A 24409-nucleotide genomic window follows, 5' to 3' on the forward strand; every position below is an offset into this window, starting at 1 on the left:
AATGTGGGGTCTACCTTGAGTAGGCGCACCCGCGGCCGTCGTTTCAATTACCTGAGGTCGTGTGAAATGAGTAACCCGATTCAAGTGCCCAGGATCGCCGATCAAGGTACTGAAGATGTTGATACCGTCGAGACGAACGAGTGGCTGGATGCCCTGGAGGGCGTAGCACGCACCGAGGGCAGTGGGAGGGTGGAATTCCTGCTGCAACGCCTGGCCGAGCATGCCGGCCACCTGGGGGCTCGAATCGCTGCCAACCCATACTCGCTTTACCAGAACACCATCGCCGTGGAACAGCAACCGGAGTACCCCGGTGATCTGGCGATGGAAGAGCGCATTACCTCGATCATTCGCTGGAACGCGCTGGCCATGGTGGCCAAGGCGAACAAGGCCTATGGCGAGCTGGGCGGCCATATCGCCAGTTACGCCTCTGCCGCGGAAATCTTCGAAGTGGGCTTCAACCATTTCTTCCGTGCCGATACTGCACAAGGCAAAGGCGACCTGGTGTATTTCCAGCCGCATTCCGCGCCAGGTGTCTATGCCCGCGCTTTCCTGGAGGGCCGGCTGGAGCAACAGCAACTCGAGCGTTATCGGCAGGAGGTGGATGGCGGCGGGCTGTGCTCCTATCCCCACCCTTGGCTCATGCCGGACTTCTGGCAGTTTCCGACCGGCTCCATGGGCATCGGCCCGATCAGCGCAATCTATCAGGCCCGCTTCCTGCGCTACCTGCAACACCGTGGCATTGCCTCGACCGAAGGGCGTCATGTCTGGGGGGTATTCGGCGATGGCGAGATGGACGAGCCGGAATCGGTCGCAGCACTGTCGCTTGCCGCACGGGAGAAGCTGGACAATGTCACCTTCGTGATCAACTGCAACCTGCAGCGGCTTGACGGGCCTGTGCGCGGTAACGGGCAAATCATCCAGGAGCTGGAATCGCTGTTCAAGGGTGCTGGCTGGAACGTTATCAAAGTGGTCTGGGGCTCGGGCTGGGATGCCCTGTTCGCCCGGGATCACCACCACGTTCTGCTGCGCCGCCTGGCCAGCACCGTCGATGGCCAGTACCAGGCCCTGGGTGCCAACGATGCAGCCTACAACCTTGCGCATTTCTTCGACCTCGACCCGGAGCTGCACGCGCTGGTCGCTCACATGAGCCCGGCCGAAATCGATGGCCTGCGTCGCGGCGGCCACGATTTTCGCAAGTTGCACGCTGCATTCGACGCAGCGAAGCGCCACAAGGGGCACCCGACGGTCATCCTGGCGAAGACCAAGAAAGGCTTTGGCATGGGCCAGGCCGGCGAATCGCGCAACACCGCGCACCAACAGAAGAAACTGGACGTCGAGGCGCTCAAGGCGTTTCGGGACCGTTTTGCGCTGCCGCTGGATGACCAGGCAGTGGAGGAGATGCGCTTTTATCGACCGCACGATGACAGCCCAGAACTGCGCTACTTGCATGCCCGTCGGCAGTCGCTGGGTGGTTACCTGCCTCGACGCACCAGCCTGGCCCCCAGCATCGCGGTACCGCCGCTTGCCGACTATGCGCGGTTCGCCCTGGCCCCTGACGATCGTGAGATTTCCACCACGATGGCTGTGGTCCGGCTCTTCACCAACCTGCTCAAGGACAAGCAGCTCGGCCCACGCATCGTGCCCATCGTGGCCGACGAGGCGCGTACCTTTGGCATGGCCAATCTGTTCCGCCAGGTTGGCATCTATTCACCGGTTGGCCAGCTCTACGAACCGGAAGACGCCGGTGCATTGCTGTACTACAAGGAATCCACCGACGGCCAGTTGCTGGAGGAGGGCATTACCGAAGCCGGTGCTGTCTCTTCGTGGGTCGCCGCAGCGACCTCCTACAGCGTCAACAGCGAGCCGATGCTGCCGTTCTATATCTACTATTCGATGTTCGGTTTCCAGCGCATCGGCGACCTGATCTGGGCGGCTGCCGACCAGCGCGCCCGTGGTTTCCTGATCGGTGCCACCGCTGGCCGCACCACCCTGGCGGGCGAGGGCCTGCAACACCAGGACGGTACCAGCCAGCTCATCGCCTCGACGGTGCCTAACTGCCGCGCCTACGACCCGGCGTTCGCCAGCGAGGCGGCCGTGATCATCGACCATGGCAGCCGACGCATGCTCGAGCAGCAGTGCGATGAGTTCTACTACCTGACGGTGACCAACGAGAACTACACCCAGGCCCCGCTGCAGGACAGCGAACACGACGATGTGATCCGTGGCATGCGCCTGTACGGCACGCGCGGAACGGCGGAGCCTGCGGTACGCCTGCTGGGTTCCGGCGCCATCATGCGGGAGGTGATCGCCGCCGCCGAGCTGCTGCTGCAGGACTGGGGTATCAGCAGCCAGATCTGGAGTGTCACCAGTTTCTCGGAGCTGGCACGCGATGCTCGCGAGGTAGAGCGCCAGCGCCTTTTCGGCAGCCAGTGCGAAGGGCAGAGCCACTTGCAGCGCTGCCTGCCCGGGCCTGTGCCGGTGGTGGCGGCCAGCGACTACGTGCGTGCTTATGCCCAGTTGATCGCTGCCCATGTCAGCGCGCCGTTCACCGCCCTGGGTACCGATGGCTTTGGCCGGAGTGACACGCGCTCGGCACTGCGTCGCTTCTTCGAGGTTGATCGTCAGCACATTGCCCTGGCGGCATTGGCAGGCATCGATCCTGGCAAGCACGCCGCAGCGCGGCTGCGTTATGGCATCGACGCACGTGCCGAGGCACCCTGGAACCGCTGAGTATCTGCAAGCCGGCCAGCGTGCTTGGCCGGCAACCCGCGGGGCCAGCGGGTTGCCTCAGCATTTGGCGCGCTAAAGATTCCATGGAGTCTCCCACAGGATTTGCACAGCCCTTGAACCTTGCGCGTAACTTGTGGGAGCCCGATTCACCCGCGAACACCGGCAAAGCCGGTGCCATCCGCCGCCTCAGGTTCTATCCGTCGTTACGGTTAAAGCCACGCCTTGATCTGCCTCGACACAGCGTCAGTGGAGATCCCGTATCGGTCATGCAAAGTCGGCAGTGCACCCGCATCGAGAAACGCATCCGGTAGCGCGATCTGGCGGAAGGTGGGTGTGACCCCATTGCGCAGCAGTACGCCCGCCACTGCTTCCCCCAGGCCCCCTATGATCGAATGGTTTTCCGCCGTGACCACCAGGCGGCCAGGCTTGCGTGCCTCGGCGAGGATGGTCTGTTCATCGAGCGGTTTGATGGTAGGCACGTGCAGCACCGACACATCCACGCCGTCCTTTTGCAACTGCTCCGCAGCCTCCAGGGCGCGCATGGTCATGAGGCCACTGGCAATCAACAGCACGTCTCGGCCACCGCGCAGCACCTGTGCCTTGCCCAGCTGGAACTGGTAGTCGTAGCGATCGAGCACCAAGGGTACGTTGCCGCGCAGCAGCCGCATGTAGACCGGACCCTGATGGGCAGCGATCGCTGGCACAGCCTGTTCGATCTCCAGCGCATCGCAGGGGTCGACGATCATCAGGTTGGGCATCGCCCGGAAGATGGCCAGGTCATCCGTGGCCTGGTGGCTAGGGCCATAACCGGTGGTCAGGCCAGGCAGCCCACAGACGATCTTGACGTTGAGGTTCTCTTCTGCGATTGCCATGCAGATGAAGTCATAAGCCCGACGGGAAGCGAACACCGCATAAGTGGTGGCAAAGGGGGTCATGCCTTCCCGTGCCATGCCGGCGGCGGCGCTCATCAGCAATTGTTCGGCCATGCCCATTTGATAGAAGCGCTCGGGGTGGGCTTTGGCGAAGATGTGCAAGTCGGTGTACTTGGACAGGTCGGCACTCAGTCCAACTATATCCTGACGTTGCTCGGCCAGGCTTGCCAAGGCATGGCCGAACGGGGCAGGGCGGGTCGGCTGACCGTCGGCGGCAATCGAGGCGATCATGGCCGAGGTGGTCAGGCGCTTCTTGGGTGAGTTCACAGTGCTCATGCTTGGCTCCCGGCGTCCAGCGCTTTGAGGGCGAGGTCCCATTCGTTTTCATCGACGCGAATGAAGTGCGTCTTGTCGCGGTTTTCCAGGAAAGGCACGCCTTTGCCCATGCGGGTATCGCAGATGATGACGCGCGGTTGTGCCCCGGTGTGGGCGCGGGCCTGGTCGAAGGCGCCGACCAGCGCATCCAAGTCATTGCCGTCCACTCGCTGGACGAACCAGCCAAAGCTTTGCCAGCGGTCGACGATTGGCTCGAAGGCCAGTACCTCACTGGAATGACCATCCGCCTGCTGGTTGTTCACATCGATGATGGCGATCAGGTTGTCCAGCCGCCAATGGCTGGCCGACATGGCAGCCTCCCAGGTCGAGCCCTCGTTGAGCTCGCCATCGGACAGCAGGTTGTACACCCAGCTGTCCGACCCCTTGCGTTTGAGCCCGAGACAAGCGCCGACGGCGATGCCCAAGCCGTGGCCGAGCGAGCCACCGGTGATCTCCATGCCTGGGGTGTAGGCAGCCATACCGGACATGGGCAAGCGGCTGTCGTCGCTACCGTAGGTTTCAAGCTCCTCCTCGGGGATTACGCCGGCCTCGATCAGTGCGGCATAGAGGGCGATCGCGTAGTGCCCGATGGACAGGTAGAAGCGGTCGCGTTGCTCCCATTCGGGGTTGCCGGGGTCGATGCGCAGCGCATGGAAATACGCTACTGCCAGCAAGTCGGCGGCGCCCAGAGCCTGGCCGACATAGCCCTGGCCCTGGACTTGCCCCATGCGCAATGCGTGGTGGCGGATATTTCGGGCGCGCACAGCCAGCGGCAGCGCCTCAGTGTAGGTAGGCACAGCAGTCATTGAGGTGACTCCTTTATCGAATCAGCGATTGACCAGATGGGCCGGTACTCGCGACACCAGGAAGGCGCCAAACATGAGTACGGCCGTGATGAGATACATGCCGATGGCATTGCTGCCCAAGGTGGTAGTGACCCAGCCGATCAGGTACGGCGAGCAGAAACCGGCGAGGTTGGCAAAACTGTTCACCGCCGCGATGCCTGCTGCCGCCGAGACACCTCCCAGCAACGTGGTGGGCAGCATCCAGAACAGCGAGGAGGCGGACAGCACCCCTGCCGCAGCCAGGCACAGACTGAGGATCGACAGCGTCAGGCTGCTGCCCAGTGCTGCGGCGAGGCTCAGGCCAAGTGCGCCGATCAGCATGGGGATCGCCAGGTGCCAGCGGCGTTCACGGTGACGGTCGCCACTGCGCCCGGCCAACAGCATCGCGACAATGGCACACAGGTACGGCAGGCTGGTCAGCAGGCCGATGTGCAAAGGTTCGTTGACGCCGGCATTGCGTACCAGCGTAGGTAGCCAGAACGTGATTGCGTACTGGCCCATCACCACGCAGAAGTAGATACCCGCCAGCAACCAGAGCCGACGGTCGCGGATGAATTCGGCCACCGAGCCGTGGTTCACCTTGTGTTGCTCGTCTTCAGCCAGTTCCTTGCGCACCAGGGCTTTTTCTTCGTCGCTCAACCAATGGGCCTGATCGACGCCATCCTTCAGGTAGCTCAGCACCAGGATGCCCACCAGCACGGTGGGGATGGCTTCGAGCAGGAACATCCACTGCCAGCCCGCCCAGCCGTGCACGCCGGCAAAGCGCTCCATGATCCAGCCCGACAAGGGGCCACCGATCATGCCCGAGAGCGGAATCGCGATGAACCACAGCGCGGTCATCTTCGCCCGGCGGTAAGACGGGAACCAATAGGTCAGGTACAGCAGAAGCCCCGGTGCCAGGCCTGCTTCGGCGATCCCCAGCAAAAAGCGCAGGGTATAGAATTGCCAGGCTGTCTCTACCAGGGCGAACATCGCCGAGATGATGCCCCAGGTGATCATGATGCGAGCGATCCAGCGTCGAGCGCCCACTTTGTGCAGAATGATGTTGCTGGGCACCTCGCAGAGAAAGTAGCCAATGAAGAACATGCCAGCGCCCAGTCCGTAGACCGCTTCGGAAAGGGCAAGGTCGTCCATCATCTGCAGCTTCGCAAAGCCGACATTGACCCTGTCCAGATAGGCGCACAGGTAGCAGAGCATGAGAAAAGGCATCAGTCGCCAGGCCGTTTTACGGTAGGCGCTGCTGCGTGCGGCGGATGCCGCATCGAGCGCTATTGTGGTCATTCGTTCTGATCTCTTGTTGTTATCGAACGCGTGACCTGCGCCGGGTCAGGTGCAGGTCACGATGCACCGGATGCTCAGTGGATCAACATCCCGCCGTTGACATCCAGGGTAATGCCCGTCAGGTAGCTGGACAGGTCACTGGCCAGGAACAATGCCGCATTGGCGACATCGCGCGCCTCACCCAGGCGGCCCAGCGGGATGCCTTCGATGATGGCGTGACGGCGCTCATCCTGCATGAGGCCACCGGTGATGTCAGTGTGAATCAGGCCTGGGGTGATCGAGTTGACGCGAATATTGTCCGGTCCCAGTTCACGGGCCATCGCCTTGCCCAGACCGAGCACGCCAGCCTTCGCTGCGCTGTAGTGGGGGCCACCGAAGATGCCGCCACCACGTTGGGCAGACACCGACGACATGCAGATGATGCTGCCGGCGCGTTGCGCACGCATGGCTGGGATCACCGCCTGGGACATCAACAATGTGCCACGCAGGTTCACGTTGAGAATCCGGTCATAGTCAGCCCCGGTGATTTCCAGGGTTTTCACCGGTTGAGTGATACCGGCGTTGTTTACCAGCACGTCGATCCGACCGAATTGCGCGAGTACCTGGGCGATGGCATCACGTACCTGTGCTTCATCGGCAACGTTGGCAGCCAGGCCAAGGTGGCCTTCGCCAAGTGAAGCGGCAGCTTCGGCTGCGGCAGTAGCGTCCAGGTCGAGGATGGCGACTCTGGCGCCTTGGTCGGCAAACGCCTGGGCTGTTGCCCGGCCGATACCTCGGGCAGAGGCCGCGCCGGTGATCACGGCAAATTTTCCTGTTAACAGCATCGAGGTTGCTCCAGATGATTATTGTTGTGAGCGACGGTTCCGGCAGAACCGATAGGCACAGCTTCGTCCCGGACAGCACCCCGAGCAACGCTGCCTCTTTCACCCGGTGCTGAAAAAAATTCAGCCCTCGACTTGTGCCTGGGGCTTACAGGAAGGTAAAAGCCTTGGTACCGCTGTGAATCCTTCAGGAATGGTCATGAGCCTGGACAACCTTCGAAAACTTCCTCAGATCCCTTCCCTGAAAGCAATTCAGGCCTTCGAGCAAGTTGCTCGTTTCGCCAACGTCGCACGTGCCGCAGAGCAGTTGAACCTCACGCCCTCTGCGGTGAGCCACCAGATTGCCAATCTGGAAGCCTTGATCGGTCGCCCATTGTTCATTCGCGAGGCACGCGGTGTTGCGCTGACCCCGGCAGGCGAGCAGTACCTGCGCGAGGTGTCAGGCATATTGCAGAGCCTGGCTACTGCCACCGAGCGCGCTGGCAACTCGGTGGGCTTCGATTGCCTGCGGCTTCATTCCGCACCTAGCTTCGGCCTGCTCTGGTTGCTACCGCGCCTGGACCATTTTCGTAACAGTCACCCGCAAATCCAGATCAACCTGTCGTGCTCCTACGAGTCGCTGCACTTCGGCCGTCATCAGATCGACCTGGATATTCGTCATGGCTACCCCAACTGGCCCAGCCTGGAAGTGCGCACCATCCGACATGAACGTGCAACTGTGCTGGCCTCGCCACGGCTTCTCGAGCGTACGTCTATCGAGCAGCCCAGCGATCTGCTGGGGCAGAACCTGATCCTGTCGGAAGCCGCGTTGGTGCAATGGCCCCAATGGTTCGCCCAGCAAGGTGTGGCGTTGCCTCAGTCCCCCTACGCACTGAGCTTCGATCGCTCCTACATGAGCCTGGAGGCCGCCAGCCATGGGTATGGGCTGGCCTTGGAGAGTTCCCTGCTGGCGCAGGACTATATCGCCCGCGGCGAGTTGGTACCGGTATTTGCAGAAGACCTGGCGACGCCCGTCAGTGCCCACCACCTGGTCTTTCCTCGAGGCCATGCTGAAACCCGCAGGGTTCGACAATTCCTTGAATGGGTGCAGGGCCAGCTAGGTCATGATTTCAATTACTGAGAGCAGTCCGCACGACAGACTGTTGGGGGCAACAAGGGGCTGATCGCTATCGCATCGATGCCATGGTGGGATACAGGCATAGTGAAGCACGATTGAGTGGTGTTGCATAAAAGGTCTAAAGTCGTTCGAAATATGACTTGGACGGTCTTGGTGGGTGGCGCATAGGATTGCAGCCACTGGAGTTCACAACCGACTCCCTCATCAGGAAAATGCACATGAACCTCAAATCACTTATCGCCAACCCGCTGGGCTTCGGTACCGCCCCACTGGGCAACATGTTCCGCAACGTGCCTGAAGACGAAGTACAGGCTACCGTCGATGCCGCCTGGAACAACGGCGTGCGCTACTTCGACAGCGCGCCGTTTTACGGTGCCGGCCTCTCCGAAAGCCGCCTGGGCAATGCCCTGGCCGGTCGCCCACGTGACGAGTACGTGCTCAGCACCAAGGTCGGCCGCATCATCCTCGACGAACTGGAAGACCCGGCTGCCCGTGAACTGGGCGAAAAAAGCGGCCTGTTCGAGCACGGCAACCGCAACCGCATCGTCAACGACTACAGCGCCGACGCCACCCTGCGCTCGATCGAAGACAGCCTGCGCCGCCTGAAGACCGACCGCCTGGACATCGTCTGGATCCACGACATCGCCCAGGACTTCTACGGTGACGAATGGCTGAGCCAGTTCGAAGTCGCCCGTACCGGTGCCTTCCGCGTACTGACCCGTCTGCGTGAAGAAGGTGTGATCAAGGCCTGGGGCCTGGGTGTGAACCGCGTCGAGCCGATCGAGCTGACCCTCGACCTGGAAGAAGCCCGTCCGGACGGCTTCCTGCTGGCCGGCCGCTACTCGCTGCTGGACCACGACCGCGCACTGCAACGCGTCATGCCGCAAGCGGTGGAGCAGGGTGTCGGCATTGTCGTGGGTGGCCCGTACAGCTCGGGTGTCACCGCCGGCGGCGAGCACTTCGAGTACCAGAAAGCCACCCAGCCGGTGCTGGCCAAGCTCGAGCGCATCCGTGCCGTGGCCCGTGCCCATGGCGTGGATGTGAAGGCGGCGGCCCTGCAGTTCGCCCTGGCCCACCCGGCCGTGGTCTCGGTGATCCCGGGCTCCACCCGCCCTGCACACGCCAACGAAGACCTCGCCGCCCTGAGCAAGGTGATTCCGATGGCCTTCTGGAACGACCTGCGCCAGCAAGGGCTGATCAACGCCAAGGCTCCGGTACCTGCTGTTTAAACCGATCTTGCAGGGCCGCTTGGCGGCCCTGTCTACCCCGAATCAATGGGGCCACGCCCCGAGGAGAATCACCATGGCAACTGCACAAGCTTCCATCACCCTGGCAACCGATGCCAATCGCGTCTGGCAACTGATTGGCGGTTTCGACGCGCTGCCCGACTGGCTGCCGTTCATTCCCGAAAGCACCCTGAGCGAAGGCGGCCGCGTCCGCACCCTGAAAAGCGTGGCTGGCGACACCATCGTCGAGCGCCTGCTGGACTTCAACGAAGCCGGCCGCAGCTACAGCTACACCATCCTCACGGGCCCGGCGCCAGTACGTGACTACCAGTCGACCCTGCGTGTTGTGGCTGAAGGTAGCGGCTCTCGCGTGGAATGGTCCGGCTCGTTCGTGCCGGTGGGTATCAGCGATGCTGAAGCAACCGCGCTGTTTGCCGGCATCTACGAAGATGGCCTGGCGGCGCTGAAGAAAGGGCTGGAAGGCTAGGCGGTTTTCTGGAAGGGCTTGCCCGGCGACAGTGTCAGGATTCGAACCCTGGAACGTCGCTGGGGGCCGGCTAACACGTCGGCAGAGTTTCCAGGTAGCACCCGAACTCATCGGCAATCAGTGACAAGGGAGAGGTCCTACGGCTCTATCGGAAGTTTCACTGCCCAGTCCGGTTTGTACACCTTTAGGGTGTCGCTACCATCAGGGTTCGGCGCTTCCAGGGAGATTTCAGTGACCTTTTCCGGCAATACAAGAAAACCGGGGTTAGTAGCGTGAACCGGCCCTTGTGTTCACCCAGGAGCTTTCTGTGCTCGGCCTTGTTGATTCTGTTGTGTCTATTGGGTGTATTCCCGCTGGATGTAATCCTGCCATCATTCCCTGCGCTCGCAGACGAGTTTCACGTCGAGTCACAGCAGATAGCCTACTCGGTGAGCTTCTTTGCGTTTGGTGTCGCCTTGGCGCAAATCGTGATCGGGCCATTGTCGGATGGCATGGGGCGCAAGCGGTTGTTGCTCGCTGGGTTGGGAGTGTCCATTGCAGGGGCAGTGGGTTGTGTACTTTCAACCCGCTATGAGACGTTCATGGCGTTCCGTTTGCTGCAGGCCCTGGGTTGCGGGAGTTTCGTGCTGGGCCAGGCGCTCGTGCAGGATCTGTACAGTGGTAGACAGCGCAATGCCATGCGTATCCTGCTGACCAGCGCAAGTGGGTTGTTCATCTCGTTGTCACCGGTCGCAGGCGCTTTTCTCCAACAATCCTTTGGCTGGAAAGGCAGCTTTACGGTATTCGCTTTCATAGCCGTGATCGTTTCATGCCTGTCATATGCATTGCTGCAGGACACGCCTGCATCGCGAGGCCGTAGTTCGGGCATGCGCAGCTATTGGGTCATGCTGCGTGATTCGACCTATCTTGCGCACTCCCTGCTGTCCAGCCTCGCGTTTGCCTGCCATTTTTCCTTCATCGTGGTCGCGCCATTGGCGTTGATGGACCGCCTGGGGCTGACGCCATATCAATTCTCGGTGGTATCTATCGCCTATGGGCTTGCGTATATCGCTGGCGGAGCAGCTGCGACCTACTTGAACAATCGTGTAAGCCCGCAGGTTCAGATCAAGACAGGATTCCTGCTTATAGCTGCCGGGGGCATCACACTGTTGATCTGGGAGCAGCTAGCGGGATTGACGGTGGCGGGGCTGCTGCTGTCGATGATCATCTGCACGACCGGGACAACGCTGGTGCGTCCTGCTGCAACGACCCAAGCCTTGGCGCGCTACCCGCATCAGGCCGGTGCGGCAGCGTCGCTCAATACGACGTTGTTGTTCGCAGGTGGTGGTTTGGCTGGCAGTCTTGTTGCTGGCGTCGAAAGCGAACTGCCGATGAGCCTGGGGCTTTTGTTCCTGGGTGTCAGTTTGTGCGGATGGCTACTGCTTGCATGCCTGACGGAAACGCTATCGAGCACTCGAACTTGATAGCAAGCGAGCCATCCTCGGTGAAAGCGATTACGGCGTAGCTGAGGTGTTGATCAGGCCCAGATACCAAACAGCACCAACGCCGCCACGCCAAGTCCGACCGCAACCGAACAGCCGCCCAACGACAGTGCCGCCCGACCTTGCCGGTACCAGCCGTCCTGGCCCAGTTGCCGTGCCGGTGCCAACAGGCTGCGCCAGTGCAGTTCCGTGTCATGGAACGCCTGCAGATTCGCCATGTCCGCATCCAGCCAACGGCGAAAATCAATCCGCTCGCAGGCCGTTACCTGTGGGCTCTGCAAGCGCACGTACCATTGCCCGGCAACACTCGCCAGCACATCCCGGCGCGAGCGGCCGGCCTGCAGTGCCTGGTCCATGTGCCGCTCGATGCTCGCCAATGGCAGGTCGAGGCGGGCGGCGATGCTGGCGAAATCCAGTTGGTCGAGGCGGTTGAGCAGGAACACCTGTTGCACACGCCGTGGCAGGCGCTTCAGGGCGTACAGCAGGGCGTCGTCGACATGATGTTCGGCAGCAGGGCCTGGGTGCTCAAGGGGCAGCAGCAGACGGGTCATGGACAGCTCCTTGCTCTGGTAAGGGGGAGAGGGGTGGGGGCATCTTCCGTGATGCATGATCAGCGTAGGTGAAACGAGATTGATTCTCAAGTGCTGATTCCGCAAAGTTTTGTAATGAGCGTTCACGCCCTGAAACACCTTTGCTATCATGCGCGCCATCACGATCTTCATTAGCCTGAAGAGCCAAAAAAAAGACCCAGCAAAAAGCCGGGTCAAAAACCGTGATTAGCCTGATGAGGAGATAATCTGAGAGCGACCTAAGCTCCAGGTTATCCAGCAGATCTTGCGATCAGCTGAGTGCAATAATAATCGTTATCATTTGCCAGTCAAATGAATTTTCGCTAATCCGGTAAAAAAGTTTTACCGGTGCGCTTCCTTGTCCCGGCAATCGGGGCTTTGCCGTTACCCGGCCATCACGTTCTCTCCCTTCTTTTCGTCTCTACAAACCCGGTTCCCCGGTGCGTTTGTGCTCCAGCAGTGCGCGGGCCATGTCCATCATGTGCATCAGGGCGAAGGTCAGCTCGCGCTGGCTGCCCTGCTGGTGGGTTGCGGTCTCCTGTGCGGTGGCGGCGGCGCAGCGCAGCAGGGCGATGGCGTGCTCCTGCGCCTGGTCGGTGGTTACGCCCTGGTGCAGGGTCCAGATCTTGTTGTCCAGAGTGGGACGCGGTGGGTTGGGGTTGAGGTAGTAGTCGAGAGCGCGGCGGGCGGCTTCGCTGTCGAGATCTGTTTCGTCGTTTTTCGGATGTTTCATCGCGATACCTTCTGATTTCCCTTCAAACACGCGGGAATCACAGGATAGGTCAGTCTGTACTATCTATCGAAAAATAAATAATTCAGATTGTGTATTGCTGCGAGTAATACAGTCCGTATTGTTGCCGCTCATGGAAAACTGGAACGCATTTCTCAAGCGCTACAAGCGCGAACACAATCTCAGCCAACTGAAGCTGGCCGAACGCCTGGGCATGACTCAGGGGGGCGTGGGGCATTGGCTGCGTGGCACGCGGCGGCCGACGCTGGAAACCATCAACGAAAAGCTCGAAAAACTTGGGCTGGTGTTTCTGGAAGCCCAAGTCATGGTGGTGGAGCGCGATATCGTGCGCGAATCGCCTGGTCACTATGCGGCTGAACAGCCGGTTTCGGCCGAAGCGCTGCTGTATGCGAGCTTTCGCTTCCCGGTGCTGAGTTGGGCTGACTTGCAGGGGCCTTTGCCAGAGACAAGCAAGGCCCACGAACAGACGGACTATATGCCCGCAGGCAATGCATTCTGGTTGGTGGTAGAAAACGACTCGATGAATGCCGCCAGCGGCAAGAGCGTGCCTGAGGGCATGCGTGTGCTGGTGGATACCGGCCTGCCGGCAGAACCAGGGAGGTTGGTAATCGCGCGGCAGCCCGGGCGGCCGGCAGTATTGCGGCAGTTGGTCGAGGAGGGCGGAGACAAGATGCTCAAGCCGCTGAATACGCGCTATCCGACAGTCCTGTGTGAAGAAGGCTGCGAGTTTCTGGGCGTGGTCGTGCGGGGGCACGAAGTTTTCTAGCTTGCCGGGGGCTGCTGTGCAGCCCTGTCGCTGACACAAGGCCGCTCCTACAGCGGTCGCGTCGGGTTTGATCGTGACGCACGCCTTTGCAGGAGGCTCATGGCAGCGATGAATATGGATAAATGGATCGCCCTGGTCCGTAACCGGATGGAAGAGCTAGGGCTCACTCAGGAACAGCTGGCCGAGCGCGTTGGCGTGTCTCAAGGCAGCGTGGGGCATTGGGTGAACAAGCGGCGTCAGCCGAAGATCGAGTCGATGAATCGCACGCTCGTCGAGATTGGCATGCCCCATTACAGCGTCAGCTTGCAGCTGCGCATTCAGGGGCAGGACGGGGAGCGGAGCGTTTACGAGATGGATGGGGCCGATGACGACGTGGACCTCATGCAATACATCGTGTGCTTCCGCTACCCGGTGCTGGGCTGGGATGAGCTAGGTATCGCAGAGGGGGTGGAGCCAGGTGTGTTCGAGCAGACTGACTACCTGGCCCAAGGCAAGGCGTTCTGGCTGACCGTCGAGAATGATGCGATGAGTGCCGCCAGTGGCCGCAGTGTGCCGCAGGGTATGCGGATGTTGGTGGACCCTGGGGTAGATGCCGAGCCAGGGCGTCTGGTTATCGCTCGTCAGCCGGGCAAACCGGCGATCTTCCGTGAGTTGGCGGAGGAAGGTGGGCAACGGTACCTGAAGGCACTTAACAGCAACTACCCGGCGCTGCTGTGTGAGGATGGCTGCGAGTTTCTGGGGGTGGTCGTGCGGGTGCATGGCTCCTTCTAGATTGCCGGGGCTGCTGCGCAGCCCTTTCGCGACACAAGGCCGCTCCCACAGGTACGGTGCATGCCTTGAGGTTGGCGCGGTACTTGTGGGAGCGGCCTTGTGTCGCGAAAGGGCCGCAAAGCGGCCCCCAGGACGCTTACTCTGCCAAATCGACCAGCACCGTCCCTTCGCTGACCATATCCCCTTCCTGGCAGAACAACGCCTTCACCGTGCCGCCATGCGGCGCGCGAATGCTGTGCTCCATCTTCATGGCTTCCAGCACCACCAGCGCCGTACCCGCTTCCACCACCTGGCCCGGCTCCACCAGTACCCGCACGATGCTGCCGTTCATGGGCGCGCCCAGGCCGCCTTGATGGCTATGGCTGGCCTCGGCCTCGGCAATCGGGTCGAAGGCTTCGATGGCATGCATCTCACCCTCCCAGTGAAGGTACAGCGTGCCACCGCGGCGGATCGCCAGATGCTGGCGACGCACGCCCGCCTGGTCATGTACCAACTGCTCGCCTACCAGCTGCCAGGTAGACGCAGCGCTGCGCTCCAGGGCTACTGCCTGGTCCTGCCCGCCACTCACCAGATGCAGGCTGCTGCGCGCCGGCAAGCCAAGGCGCAGGCCATTGCGCTCGGCCCATGGCGAACTGCGGTCGTCCTCCCGCTGATGTGCGGCCTGACCCTGCAGCCAGGCCTCGGCCGCCGCTTCCCAGAAGCCTGCCGGCAGCGCTTGCGGTGCGGGCAGCAAAACCGCCTGATGACGCGGAATGAAGCCGGTATCCAGCTCCGCTGCCGCAAACGCCGGGTGGGCGAGAATGCGCCGCAGGAAGGCGATGTTGGTCTTCAACCCGCCAATGGCAAACTCGTCGAGCATGGCCAGCAAGCGCAGGCGTGCCTGTTCGCGGTCTTCGCCCCAGGCGATCAGCTTGCCCAGCATCGGGTCGTAGAACGGCGACACCACATCGCCTTCGCTGACCCCGCTGTCCACCCGCCGCCCTTCGCCGGCTGCCGACTCGCGGTACAGCGCCAGCTTGCCGGTGGCGGGCAGGAATTCGTTGGCCGGGTCTTCGGCGTACAGGCGCACTTCGATGGCATGGCCGATCAGCGGCACCTGGTCCTGGGTAATCGGCAGGGCCTCGCCGCAGGCCACGCGAATCTGCCAGGCCACCAGGTCCAAGCCGGTAATGGCTTCGGTGACCGGGTGCTCCACCTGCAGGCGGGTGTTCATCTCCATGAAGAAGAACTCGCCGCGGGCATCGAGCAGAAACTCCACGGTACCGGCGCCCACGTAGCCGATGGCCTGGGCTGCGCGTACCGCCGCCTCACCCATGGCCCGGCGCAATTCGGGTGACAGGCCTGGTGCTGGGGCTTCTTCCACCACTTTCTGGTGACGACGCTGGATCGAACAATCACGCTCGTTGAGGTACAGGCAGTTGCCGTGCTGGTCGGCGAATACCTGGATTTCCACGTGACGAGGCTTGAGCACGTATTTTTCCACCAGCATGCGCGCATCGCCGAACGATGACTGCGCCTCACGCTGTGCCGAGGCCAGGGCGTCGGCCAGCTGGCTTTCCTCCTCGACCACTTTCATGCCCTTGCCACCGCCGCCGGCGCTGGCCTTGAGCAGCACCGGGTAGCCGATGCGTTCGGCGGCGGCGCGGAAGGTGTCCAGGTCCTGGGCTTCGCCGTGGTAGCCCGGCACCAGCGGCACGCCAGCGGCTTCCATGAGCGCCTTGGCCGCCGACTTGCTGCCCATGGCGTCGATGGCGCTGGCCGGTGGGCCGAGGAAGATCAGCCCGGCCTCTTCGATGGCGCGGGCAAAGCCCGCGTTCTCGGACAGGAAGCCATAGCCCGGGTGGATGGCCTGGGCGCCGCTGGCCTTGGCGGCGGCCAGCAGCTTGTCGACCAGCAGGTAGCTTTCGGCAGCCTTGGTGCCGCCGAGGTCGACGCGGATATCGGCTTCGCGGCTGTGCCGGGCATCACGGTCGGTGGCGCTGTGCACGGCGACAGTGGTCAGGCCCATGGCCTTGGCGGTGCGCATCACCCGGCAGGCGATTTCGCCGCGGTTGGCGACCAGCAGGGTGGTCAAAGCGGGGCGGCTCATGGGCGCGGCTCCTTCTTGTCATCGGTTTGCCAGGCGGGGCGGCGTTTTTCCAGGAAGGCGCGCAGGCCCTCCTGGCCTTCGGCGCTGACGCGGATGCGGGCGATGGTGTTTTCGCAATAGCGGCGCAGCGCCGGGCTGAGTTCGCCGGCGTCCACTTCGCGCAGCAGGTCCTTGGTGGCGCGCAGCGCTTGCGGGCTGTTCTGCAGCAGGTTGGCGACCCAGGCTTCGACCTGGGCGTCCAGTTCGCTGGCCGGGTACACCTCGGCCAGCAGGCCCAGCTCGCGGGCCCGCACGCCACTGAACCGTTCGGCGGTGAGGGCGTAGCGGCGTGCGGCGCGCTCGCCGATGGCCTTGACCACGAACGGGCTGATCACTGCCGGGGCCAGGCCGATGCGCACTTCCGACAGGCACAGCTGGGCGTCTTCGGCGCCGATGGCCATGTCGCAGCAGCTGATCAGGCCCAGCGCGCCGCCAAAGGCCGCGCCTTGGACCACGGCCAGGGTCGGCGCCTTGAGGCGGTGCAGGGCGTACATCAGCTCGCCCAGCTCGCGGGCATCATCCAGGTTGGTGTTGAAGTCCAGCTGCGCCGACTGCTGCATCCAGGCCAGGTCGGCGCCGGCGCTGAAGTGTCGGCCACGGCCGCGCAACAGCACGAAACGCAGGCTGGCGTCCTCGGCCAGCTGGTCGAGGGCGACGATCAGTTCGCGGATCATCTGCGCGTTGAAGGCGTTGTTCTTGTCCTCGCGGCTCAGCCACAGGGTGGCGAAGCCGCGCGGGTCGCGGATCACTTCGAGGGTGCTGAAATCGCTCATGGTCACATCCGGAAAATGCCGAAGCGGCTCTGTTCGATCGGTGCGTTCAGCGCGGCGGACAACGCCAGGCCGAGCACGTCGCGGGTCTGTGCCGGGTCGATGACACCGTCGTCCCACAGGCGGGCGCTGGAATAGTAGGGGTGGCCCTGATGCTCGTACTGGTCAAGGATCGGCTGCTTGAGCCGGGCTTCGTCCTCGGCGCTGAACGGGTGGCCACTGCGCTCGCTCTGTTCGCGTTTGACCTGGGCCAGCACGCCGGCGGCCTGTTCGGCCCCCATCACGCCAATCCGCGCGTTGGGCCACATCCACAGGAAGCGCGGGTCGTACGCCCGGCCGCACATGCCGTAGTTGCCGGCACCGAAGCTGCCACCGATGATCACAGTGAACTTCGGCACCTGGGCGCAGGCCACGGCGGTGACCAGCTTGGCGCCGTGCTTGGCGATGCCACCTTCCTCGTACTTTTTACCGACCATGAAACCGGTGATGTTCTGCAGGAACAGCAGCGGGATGCCGCGTTGGCAGGCCAGCTCGATGAAGTGCGCGCCTTTTTGCGCGGCCTCGGCGAACAGGATGCCGTTGTTGGCCAGGATCGCCACCGGGTAGCCGTGCAGGTGGGCGAAGCCGCACACCAGGGTGGTACCGAACAGCGCCTTGAATTCATCGAACACCGAGCCGTCGACCAGGCGCGCGATCACCTCGCGCACGTCGAACGGTTGCTTGGCATCGGCCGGCACCACGCCGTACAGCTCGTCGGCGGCGTACAGGGGGGCCACCGGGGCCTGGCGCTGCAGCTTGCCCAGCTTGTGCCAGTTGAGGTTGGCCACGCTGCGTCGGGCCAGTGCCAGGGCGTGTTCGTCGTTGTCGGCGTAGTGGTCGGCCACGCCGCTGGTGCGGCAGTGCACATCGGCGCCGCCAAGGTCTTCGGCACTCACCACTTCACCGGTGGCGGCCTTTACCAAGGGTGGGCCGGCGAGGAAGATGGTCGCTTGCTGGCGCACCATGATCGCTTCGTCGGCCATCGCTGGCACGTAGGCACCGCCGGCGGTGCACGAGCCCATCACCACGGCAATCTGCGGAATGCCCAATGCGCTCATGTTGGCCTGGTTGAAGAAGATCCGCCCGAAGTGCTCGCGGTCGGGGAACACTTCATCCTGGCGTGGCAGGTTGGCGCCGCCGGAGTCCACCAGGTAGATGCACGGCAGGCGGTTCTGCAGGGCGATGGTCTGCGCACGCAGGTGCTTCTTCACCGTCAGCGGGTAGTAGGAGCCGCCTTTGACCGTGGCGTCGTTGGCCACGATCATGCATTCCACGCCTTCGACGCGGCCGATGCCGGCGATTACGCCCGCAGCAGGCACGTCTTCGCCATATACCTCATGGGCGGCCAGTTGGCCGATTTCGAGGAACGGCGAGCCCGGGTCCAGCAGGCGGTCGATGCGCTCGCGCGGCAGCAGCTTGCCGCGCGAAGTGTGCCGCTCCTGGGCCTTGGGCCCACCGCCCTGGGCCACCTGGGCGAGCAGGCCGCGCAGGGCCTGGACCTGTTCGAGCATGGCCGCGCTGTTGCCGGCGAACTCCGCCGAACGCGGGTTGATCTGGGTGTGCAAGGTAGCCATGTGCGCGCGTCCCCTGTGCTCAGCGGGTTTCGTTGAACAGTTCGCGGCCGATCAGCATCCGGCGGATTTCGCTGGTGCCGGCACCGATCTCGTACAGCTTGGCGTCGCGCAGCAGGCGGCCTGCCGGGAATTCGTTGATATAGCCGTTGCCACCCAGAATCTGGATCGCCTCCAGGGCCATTTGCGTGGCGCGTTCGGCGGTGTACAGGATCACCCCGGCGGCATCCTTGCGGGTGGTCTCGCCACGGTCGCAGGCCTGGGCCACGGCATACAGGTAGGCGCGGCTGGCGTTGAGCTGGGTGTACATGTCGGCGATCTTGCCCTGGATCAGCTGGAACTCGCCGATGCTCTGGCCGAACTGCTTGCGGTCGTGGATGTAGGGCACCACCAGGTCCATGCAGCTTTGCATGATGCCGGTCGGGCCGCCGGACAGCACCACGCGCTCGTAGTCCAGGCCGCTCATCAGCACGCGCACGCCGCCGTTGAGCTGGCCGAGGATGTTTTCTTCCGGCACTTCGACGCCGTCGAAGAACAGCTCGCAGGTGTTGGAGCCGCGCATGCCCAGCTTGTCGAACTTGTTGCTGCGGCTGAAGCCTTTCCAGTCACGCTCGACGATGAACGCGGTGATGCCATGCGCGCCCTTGTCCAGGTCGGTCTTGGCGTAGATCACGTAGGTGTTGGCGTCGGGGCCGTTGGTGATCCAGGTCTTGCTGCCGTTGAGCACGTAGTGGTCGCCGCGCTTTTCCGCGCGCAGCTTCATCGACACCACGTCGGAGCCGGCGTTGGGCTCGCTCATGGCCAGGGCGCCGATGTGCTCGCCGCTGATCAGCTTGGGCAGGTACTTGAGCTTCTGCTCGTGGCTGCCGTTGCGGTTGATCTGGTTGACGCAGAGGTTGGAGTGGGCGCCGTAGGACAGGGCCACCGAGGCCGAGCCACGGCTGATTTCTTCCATCGACACCACGTGGGCCAGGTAGCCCAGGCCGGCACCGCCATATTCTTCCGGCACGGTGATGCCCAGCAGGCCCATGTCGCCGAACTTGCGCCACATGTCGGCCGGGAACAGGTTGTCGTGGTCGATTTGCGCGGCGCGCGGGGCCAGTTCGGCGGCGACGAAGGTGCGCACCTGGTCGCGGAGCATGTCGATGGTTTCGCCCAGGGCGAAGTTCAGGGTGGGGTAATGCATGCTGGGGCACCTTCTTGTTCTTGAAATTGGGTAACACCGTAGCTCAAGGGCTATCCACCGGCCCTGTGGGAGCGGGTTTACCCGCGAATGCGTCAGCAGGGCCACCGTCATTGCCTGGATGATCGCATTCGCGGGTAAACCCGCTCCCACAGGGTCGGTGATACGCCGACAAACCCGATGTCGTTTTCACCTTTACGTTAACGTAAACCTGCATGCGCTCACTGTCAATCGACTCATCACCTTTACGTAAACGTAAATCTGCGCCAGAGTATTCCCGCTTGCTTCAGTCGTGCCCAGAACAACCACAAGAAGGGACACCCATGAGTCAACCAAGCTATACCCGCGGTCGCCAGGACCAAGCCTTGCTGACCCAGACCATCGGCCAGGCCTTCGATGCCACCGTGGCCCGTTTTGCCGATGGCGAGGCACTGGTGTCGCGTCACCAGGGCCTGCGCTACAGCTGGCGGCAGCTGGCCGAGCAGGTCGAGGTACATGCCCGTGCCTTGATGGCCTTGGGCGTGAACACCGGCGATCGGGTCGGCATCTGGTCGCCCAACTGCGCCCAGTGGTGCATCCTGCAGCTGGCCAGCGCCAAGGTCGGTGCCATCCTGGTCAACATCAACCCGGCCTACCGCGTGGGCGAGCTGGAATACGTGCTGCGCCAGTCCGGCTGCCGCTGGCTGGTGTGTGCCGATGCCTTCAAGACGTCCGACTACCACGCCATGGTCCAGGAACTGGCACCCGAACTGGCCAGCGCCACCCCGGGTGAAATGGTCAGTGAACGCCTGCCCGACCTGCGCGGTGTGGTCAGCCTGGCCGCCAACCCGCCGGCAGGCTTCCTGCCTTGGCAAGCGCTGGCCGAGCGGGCAGGGCAGACCTCCGTCGAGGCCTGCGCGGCGCGCCAGCAAAGCCTGCAGTTCGACCAGCCGGTGAACATCCAGTACACCTCCGGCACCACTGGCGCGCCGAAGGGCGCCACGCTCAGCCACTACAACATCCTCAACAACGGCTTCATGGTCGGCGAAAGCCTGGGCCTGACCGCACGTGACCGCATGGTGATCCCGGTGCCGCTGTACCACTGCTTCGGCATGGTCATGGCCAACCTCGGCTGCATCACCCATGGCAGCACCATGATCTACCCCAACGACGCCTTCGACGCCGAGCTCACCCTGCGCGCCGTGGCCGAAGAGCGCGCCAGCATCCTTTATGGTGTGCCGACCATGTTCATCGCCATGCTCGACCACCCCGCGCGTGCGCAAATGGACCTGTCGACCCTGCGCAGCGGCATCATGGCCGGCGCCACCTGCCCGATCGAGGTGATGCGCCGGGTCATCGACCAGATGCACATGGCCGAAGTGCAGATCGCCTACGGCATGACCGAAACCAGCCCGGTGTCGCTGCAGACCGGCCCGGACGACGGCCTGGAACTGCGCGTGACCACCGTGGGTCGCACCCAGCCGCAGCTGGAGAACAAGCTGGTGGACGCCGACGGCTGCATCGTCCCGCGCGGCGAGATCGGCGAGCTGTGCACCCGCGGCTACAGCGTGATGCTCGGCTACTGGGACAACCCCCAGGCCACGGCGGATGCCATCGACCCGGCCGGCTGGATGCACTCGGGCGACCTGGCGGTGATGGACGAGCACGGCTACGTACGTATTGTCGGGCGCAACAAGGACATGATCATTCGCGGCGGCGAGAACATCTACCCGCGTGAGCTGGAAGAGTTCTTCTACACCCACCCGGCGGTGGCCGATGCGCAGGTGATCGGCATTCCGTGCAGCCGTTATGGCGAGGAGATCGTCGCCTGGATCAAGCTGCACCCGGGGCACAGTGCCACGGTCGAGGAACTGCAGGGCTGGTGCAAGGCGCGCATTGCGCATTTCAAGGTGCCGCGGCATATCCGCTTCGTCGACGAGTACCCGATGACGGTGACCGGCAAGGTGCAGAAGTTCCGCATGCGGGAGATCAGTGTGGCGGAGATCTCGGCTGTATCTGCCGGTTGATCGGCCAGGTCCGCCGGCCCTTTCGCGGGTAAACCCGCTCCCACAGGTATTGCACAGCCTTCGAGGTTGGTGCTGTACCTGTGGGAGCGGGTTTACCCGCGAAGAGGCCGGCCCTGCCAGCACAGAATCCTGGTCTACCCTTAAGCCTCTACCGGTGGCTCCTGGTTGGGCGGGTCGCCCACCGTCGGCGGCACGGTCGGCTTGATCGGCAGCTCGTCCGGGGCTTCCTCCGGCACGGTCGGCGGCAGGCTGGGGTCGTCGATGTTGGGGTCGGGTGTCTCCGGTGGAATGGGAATGTTCATGGCCTGACCTCGCATGGGTAATTGAAGAGGTGCTGCAGGCTTCGACTCCTGGCAGCTGCCGTTCGCTCAATTTTATTGAACCCCACGCCTGTGCCCGGCTCTGAACCCTTACCGCTACCAGCCTGAGGGAGCAAGGTCCGATGTCACGAAACGAGCCCTTCGAAAGCGTGCCCATGGCCAACGATCACCCGGACCAGGCCATCAGCCTGTCCCAGGCGCTGCTGGCGCCACGCATCGTGATCGAAGACACCCAACCCGTGCTCGAAGCCGGTACCTTCGCCACCAAGGCCATCAGTGGCCAACCAGTGGCGGTCAGCAGCAAGGTCTACAGCGACGGCCACGACCGCCTGGCGGTGATGCTCAACTGGCGCCAGGCCCACAGCCGGCGCTGGCATTGCGTGCCCATGCATTCGCCGGGCAACGACCTGTGGCTGGCCGAGTTCACCCCCACCGAACTGGGCCCGCACCTGTTCAGCATCGAGGCCTGGATCGACCCGTTCGCCACCTATTGTCACGACCTGGAGAAGAAGTACCACGCCGGTGTCGAGGTCAGGTTGGAGCTGGAGGAAGGCCGGTTGATGCTGGGCAAGGGCATCGAGTTGTGCGACGGTGCCCTGCGCGAGGAACTTCAGGCCATCCAGCAGCGCCTTTCCACCCTGGATGCCGACGACCAGGTGGCGCTGTTTCTCGACCCGGCCACCGCGCGCCTGATGAGCGATGCCGAGCACCGCAGCTACCTGGCCCGCAGCCGTGAATTCCCCGTCGATGTCGACCGCCCGGCAGCGCAGTTCGCCAGCTGGTACGAGCTGTTCCCGCGCTCGATCACCGACAGCCCCGAGCGCCACGGCACCTTCAATGATGTGCACGAGCGCCTGCCGATGATCCGCGACATGGGCTTCGACGTGCTGTACTTCCCGCCCATTCATCCCATTGGCATGCAACACCGCAAGGGCCGTAACAATGCCCTGAAAGCCGAGCCCGGCGACCCGGGCAGTCCGTATGCCATCGGCAGCCCGGAAGGCGGCCACGAGGCAATCCACCCGCAACTGGGCAGCCGCGACGACTTCCGCCGCCTGGTGGCCGCGGCGGCCGAACATGGCCTGGAAATCGCCCTCGACTTCGCCATCCAGTGCTCCCAGGATCACCCCTGGCTGAAGGAACACCCTGGCTGGTTCAGCTGGCGCCCGGACGGCACCATCCGCTATGCCGAGAACCCGCCGAAGAAGTACCAGGACATCGTCAACGTCGATTTCTACGCACCCGACGCCGTGCCCTCGCTGTGGCTGGCCCTGCGTGACGTGGTGGTCGGCTGGGTCGAAGAAGGGGTGAAAACCTTCCGCGTCGACAACCCGCACACCAAGCCACTGCCGTTCTGGCAATGGCTGATCGCCAATGTGCGCAGCCAGCACCCCGAGGTGATTTTCCTTGCCGAGGCGTTCACCCGGCCGGCGATGATGGCGCGCCTGGGCAAGGTTGGTTATGCGCAAAGCTACACCTACTTCACCTGGCGCAATCACAAACAGGAGCTGCGCGAGTACTTCGAGCAGCTTAACCAGCCGCCGTGGAGCCAGTGCTACCGGCCCAACTTCTTCGTCAATACGCCGGATATAAACCCGTACTTTCTGCACACCTCCGGCCGTGCCGGCTTCCTCATCCGCGCGGCGCTGGCCACCATGGGGTCGGGGCTGTGGGGCATGTACTCGGGCTTCGAGCTGTGCGAAGGCACGCCACTGCCGGGCAAGGAGGAGTACCTGGATTCGGAGAAGTATGAAATTCGCCCGCGCGATTTCAGCCAGCCCGGCAACATCATTGCCGAAATCGCCCAGCTCAACCGCATCCGCCGACAGAACCGCGCCTTGCAGACTCACCTGGGCGTGGCGTTCTTCAACTGCTGGAACGACAACATCCTGTACTTCGCCAAGCGCACGCCGGAGCGCGACAACTACATCCTGATCGCGGTGAGCCTCGATCCGCACAACGCCCAGGAGGCGCATTTCGAATTGCCGCTTTGGGAGCTGGGGCTGGACGACAACGCCGAAACCCAGGGTGAAGACCTGATGAACGGCCACCGTTGGTCGTGGTACGGCAAGACCCAATGGATGCGCATCGAGCCTTGGCATTTGCCGTTCGGCATCTGGCGCATCGAAAAGGCCCGTTAACAAGGTACACGCCATCCGCTGTGGGAGCGGGTTTACCCGCGAAGCAGGCGCCGCGGAGCATGGCACCGGCTTCGCCGGTGTTCGCGGGTAAACCCGCTCCCACAGGGTTCGTGTCACGTCAGTTGCTTGTGCATTGGGGCCAGAGCAACCTGGAATTGA

Annotated in this window: 20 protein-coding genes; 9 read left to right on the forward strand and 11 right to left on the reverse strand. The window is 63.1% G+C overall.

Annotated features, from left to right (window positions below):
* Positions 1-66 precede the first annotated feature (66 nt).
* On the forward strand, positions 67-2730 hold the full coding sequence (gene mdeB, locus J5M71_RS07100) for an alpha-ketoglutarate dehydrogenase (RefSeq protein WP_207831092.1): 2664 nt from the start codon (positions 67-69) through the stop codon (positions 2728-2730).
* A gap of 209 nt (positions 2731-2939) precedes the next feature.
* Here the strand turns inward: mdeB and J5M71_RS07105 are convergent, their stop codons facing one another.
* From J5M71_RS07105 to J5M71_RS07120, 4 genes are all read right to left on the reverse strand, one after another.
* Positions 2940-3938: a transketolase family protein gene (locus J5M71_RS07105; protein ID WP_015271019.1), complete on the reverse strand. Its 999-nt coding sequence runs from the start codon at positions 3936-3938 to the stop codon at positions 2940-2942.
* Entirely contained in the window at positions 3935-4783 is an 849-nt protein-coding gene (locus J5M71_RS07110; protein ID WP_063912634.1) for a transketolase, read from the reverse strand. The genes J5M71_RS07105 and J5M71_RS07110 overlap by 4 nt, the downstream gene beginning before the upstream one ends.
* 21 nt (positions 4784-4804) lie before the next feature.
* Positions 4805-6103, reverse strand: coding sequence for an MFS transporter (locus J5M71_RS07115; RefSeq protein ID WP_108480834.1), 1299 nt, complete (start codon positions 6101-6103; stop codon positions 4805-4807).
* Positions 6104-6177: 74 nt separating this feature from the next.
* Complete coding sequence (locus tag J5M71_RS07120) at positions 6178-6927, reverse strand: SDR family NAD(P)-dependent oxidoreductase (protein ID WP_063912632.1); 750 nt, start codon at positions 6925-6927, stop codon at positions 6178-6180.
* Between the two features lie 196 nt (positions 6928-7123).
* Between J5M71_RS07120 and J5M71_RS07125 the strand changes: the two genes are divergently transcribed.
* From J5M71_RS07125 to J5M71_RS07140, 4 genes are all read left to right on the forward strand, one after another.
* A complete protein-coding gene (locus J5M71_RS07125) occupies positions 7124-8044 on the forward strand; it encodes a LysR substrate-binding domain-containing protein (protein WP_063912631.1) in 921 nt (306 codons plus the stop codon).
* Between the two features lie 215 nt (positions 8045-8259).
* A complete protein-coding gene (locus tag J5M71_RS07130; protein WP_207831094.1) occupies positions 8260-9270 on the forward strand; it encodes an aldo/keto reductase in 1011 nt (336 codons plus the stop codon).
* Positions 9271-9343: 73 nt separating this feature from the next.
* Entirely contained in the window at positions 9344-9754 is a 411-nt protein-coding gene (locus J5M71_RS07135) for an SRPBCC family protein (RefSeq protein WP_207831096.1), read from the forward strand.
* A 272-nt stretch (positions 9755-10026) separates the two neighbouring features.
* A complete protein-coding gene (locus tag J5M71_RS07140) occupies positions 10027-11217 on the forward strand; it encodes an MFS transporter (protein WP_207831098.1) in 1191 nt (396 codons plus the stop codon).
* Positions 11218-11270: 53 nt separating this feature from the next.
* On the opposite strand, the gene J5M71_RS07145 is transcribed toward J5M71_RS07140, so the two are convergent.
* Together J5M71_RS07145 and J5M71_RS07150 are read right to left on the reverse strand one after the other, a co-directional pair.
* Positions 11271-11786 carry a DUF4880 domain-containing protein gene (locus tag J5M71_RS07145; RefSeq protein ID WP_063912627.1) on the reverse strand — a complete coding sequence of 172 codons (516 nt, stop codon included), beginning with the start codon at positions 11784-11786 and terminating at the stop codon, positions 11271-11273.
* A gap of 439 nt (positions 11787-12225) precedes the next feature.
* The gene (locus J5M71_RS07150; RefSeq protein ID WP_063912626.1) at positions 12226-12537 is read right to left on the reverse strand and encodes a hypothetical protein; all 312 of its coding nucleotides are present in this window, start codon (positions 12535-12537) and stop codon (positions 12226-12228) included.
* 130 nt (positions 12538-12667) lie between these two features.
* On the opposite strand from J5M71_RS07150, the gene J5M71_RS07155 reads away from it, so the two are divergent.
* Both J5M71_RS07155 and J5M71_RS07160 read left to right on the forward strand, forming a co-directional pair.
* Positions 12668-13321, forward strand: coding sequence for a S24 family peptidase (locus J5M71_RS07155; protein WP_063912625.1), 654 nt, complete (start codon positions 12668-12670; stop codon positions 13319-13321).
* A gap of 108 nt (positions 13322-13429) precedes the next feature.
* A complete protein-coding gene (locus J5M71_RS07160; RefSeq protein WP_207831100.1) occupies positions 13430-14092 on the forward strand; it encodes a S24 family peptidase in 663 nt (220 codons plus the stop codon).
* A 136-nt stretch (positions 14093-14228) separates the two neighbouring features.
* On the opposite strand, the gene J5M71_RS07165 is transcribed toward J5M71_RS07160, so the two are convergent.
* From J5M71_RS07165 to J5M71_RS07180, 4 genes are read right to left on the reverse strand one after another with little or no spacing between them, the layout of a single operon-like run.
* On the reverse strand, positions 14229-16181 hold the full coding sequence (locus tag J5M71_RS07165; protein ID WP_207831102.1) for an acetyl/propionyl/methylcrotonyl-CoA carboxylase subunit alpha: 1953 nt from the start codon (positions 16179-16181) through the stop codon (positions 14229-14231).
* Positions 16178-16993: a gamma-carboxygeranoyl-CoA hydratase gene (locus tag J5M71_RS07170; RefSeq protein ID WP_207831104.1), complete on the reverse strand. Its 816-nt coding sequence runs from the start codon at positions 16991-16993 to the stop codon at positions 16178-16180. Before J5M71_RS07170 ends, J5M71_RS07165 begins: the two co-directional genes overlap by 4 nt.
* A gap of 2 nt (positions 16994-16995) precedes the next feature.
* Positions 16996-18603 carry a carboxyl transferase domain-containing protein gene (locus J5M71_RS07175; RefSeq protein ID WP_207831107.1) on the reverse strand — a complete coding sequence of 536 codons (1608 nt, stop codon included), beginning with the start codon at positions 18601-18603 and terminating at the stop codon, positions 16996-16998.
* 19 nt (positions 18604-18622) lie between these two features.
* Positions 18623-19786, reverse strand: a complete 1164-nt coding sequence (locus tag J5M71_RS07180) for an isovaleryl-CoA dehydrogenase (RefSeq protein ID WP_025339821.1) — start codon at positions 19784-19786, stop codon at positions 18623-18625.
* A 320-nt stretch (positions 19787-20106) separates the two neighbouring features.
* Here J5M71_RS07180 and J5M71_RS07185 point away from each other — a divergent pair, with 320 nt between their 5' ends.
* The gene (locus tag J5M71_RS07185) at positions 20107-21789 is read left to right on the forward strand and encodes an AMP-binding protein (protein ID WP_207831109.1); all 1683 of its coding nucleotides are present in this window, start codon (positions 20107-20109) and stop codon (positions 21787-21789) included.
* A 140-nt stretch (positions 21790-21929) separates the two neighbouring features.
* Here the strand turns inward: J5M71_RS07185 and J5M71_RS07190 are convergent, their stop codons facing one another.
* Positions 21930-22091: a hypothetical protein gene (locus tag J5M71_RS07190; protein WP_207831111.1), complete on the reverse strand. Its 162-nt coding sequence runs from the start codon at positions 22089-22091 to the stop codon at positions 21930-21932.
* Between the two features lie 140 nt (positions 22092-22231).
* Between J5M71_RS07190 and J5M71_RS07195 the strand changes: the two genes are divergently transcribed.
* Entirely contained in the window at positions 22232-24250 is a 2019-nt protein-coding gene (locus J5M71_RS07195; RefSeq protein ID WP_207831114.1) for an alpha-1,4-glucan--maltose-1-phosphate maltosyltransferase, read from the forward strand.
* The last annotated feature ends 159 nt before the right edge of the window (positions 24251-24409 follow it).

This window comes from Pseudomonas sp. 43(2021) (assembly GCF_017490805.1).
Lineage (GTDB): Bacteria > Pseudomonadota > Gammaproteobacteria > Pseudomonadales > Pseudomonadaceae > Aquipseudomonas.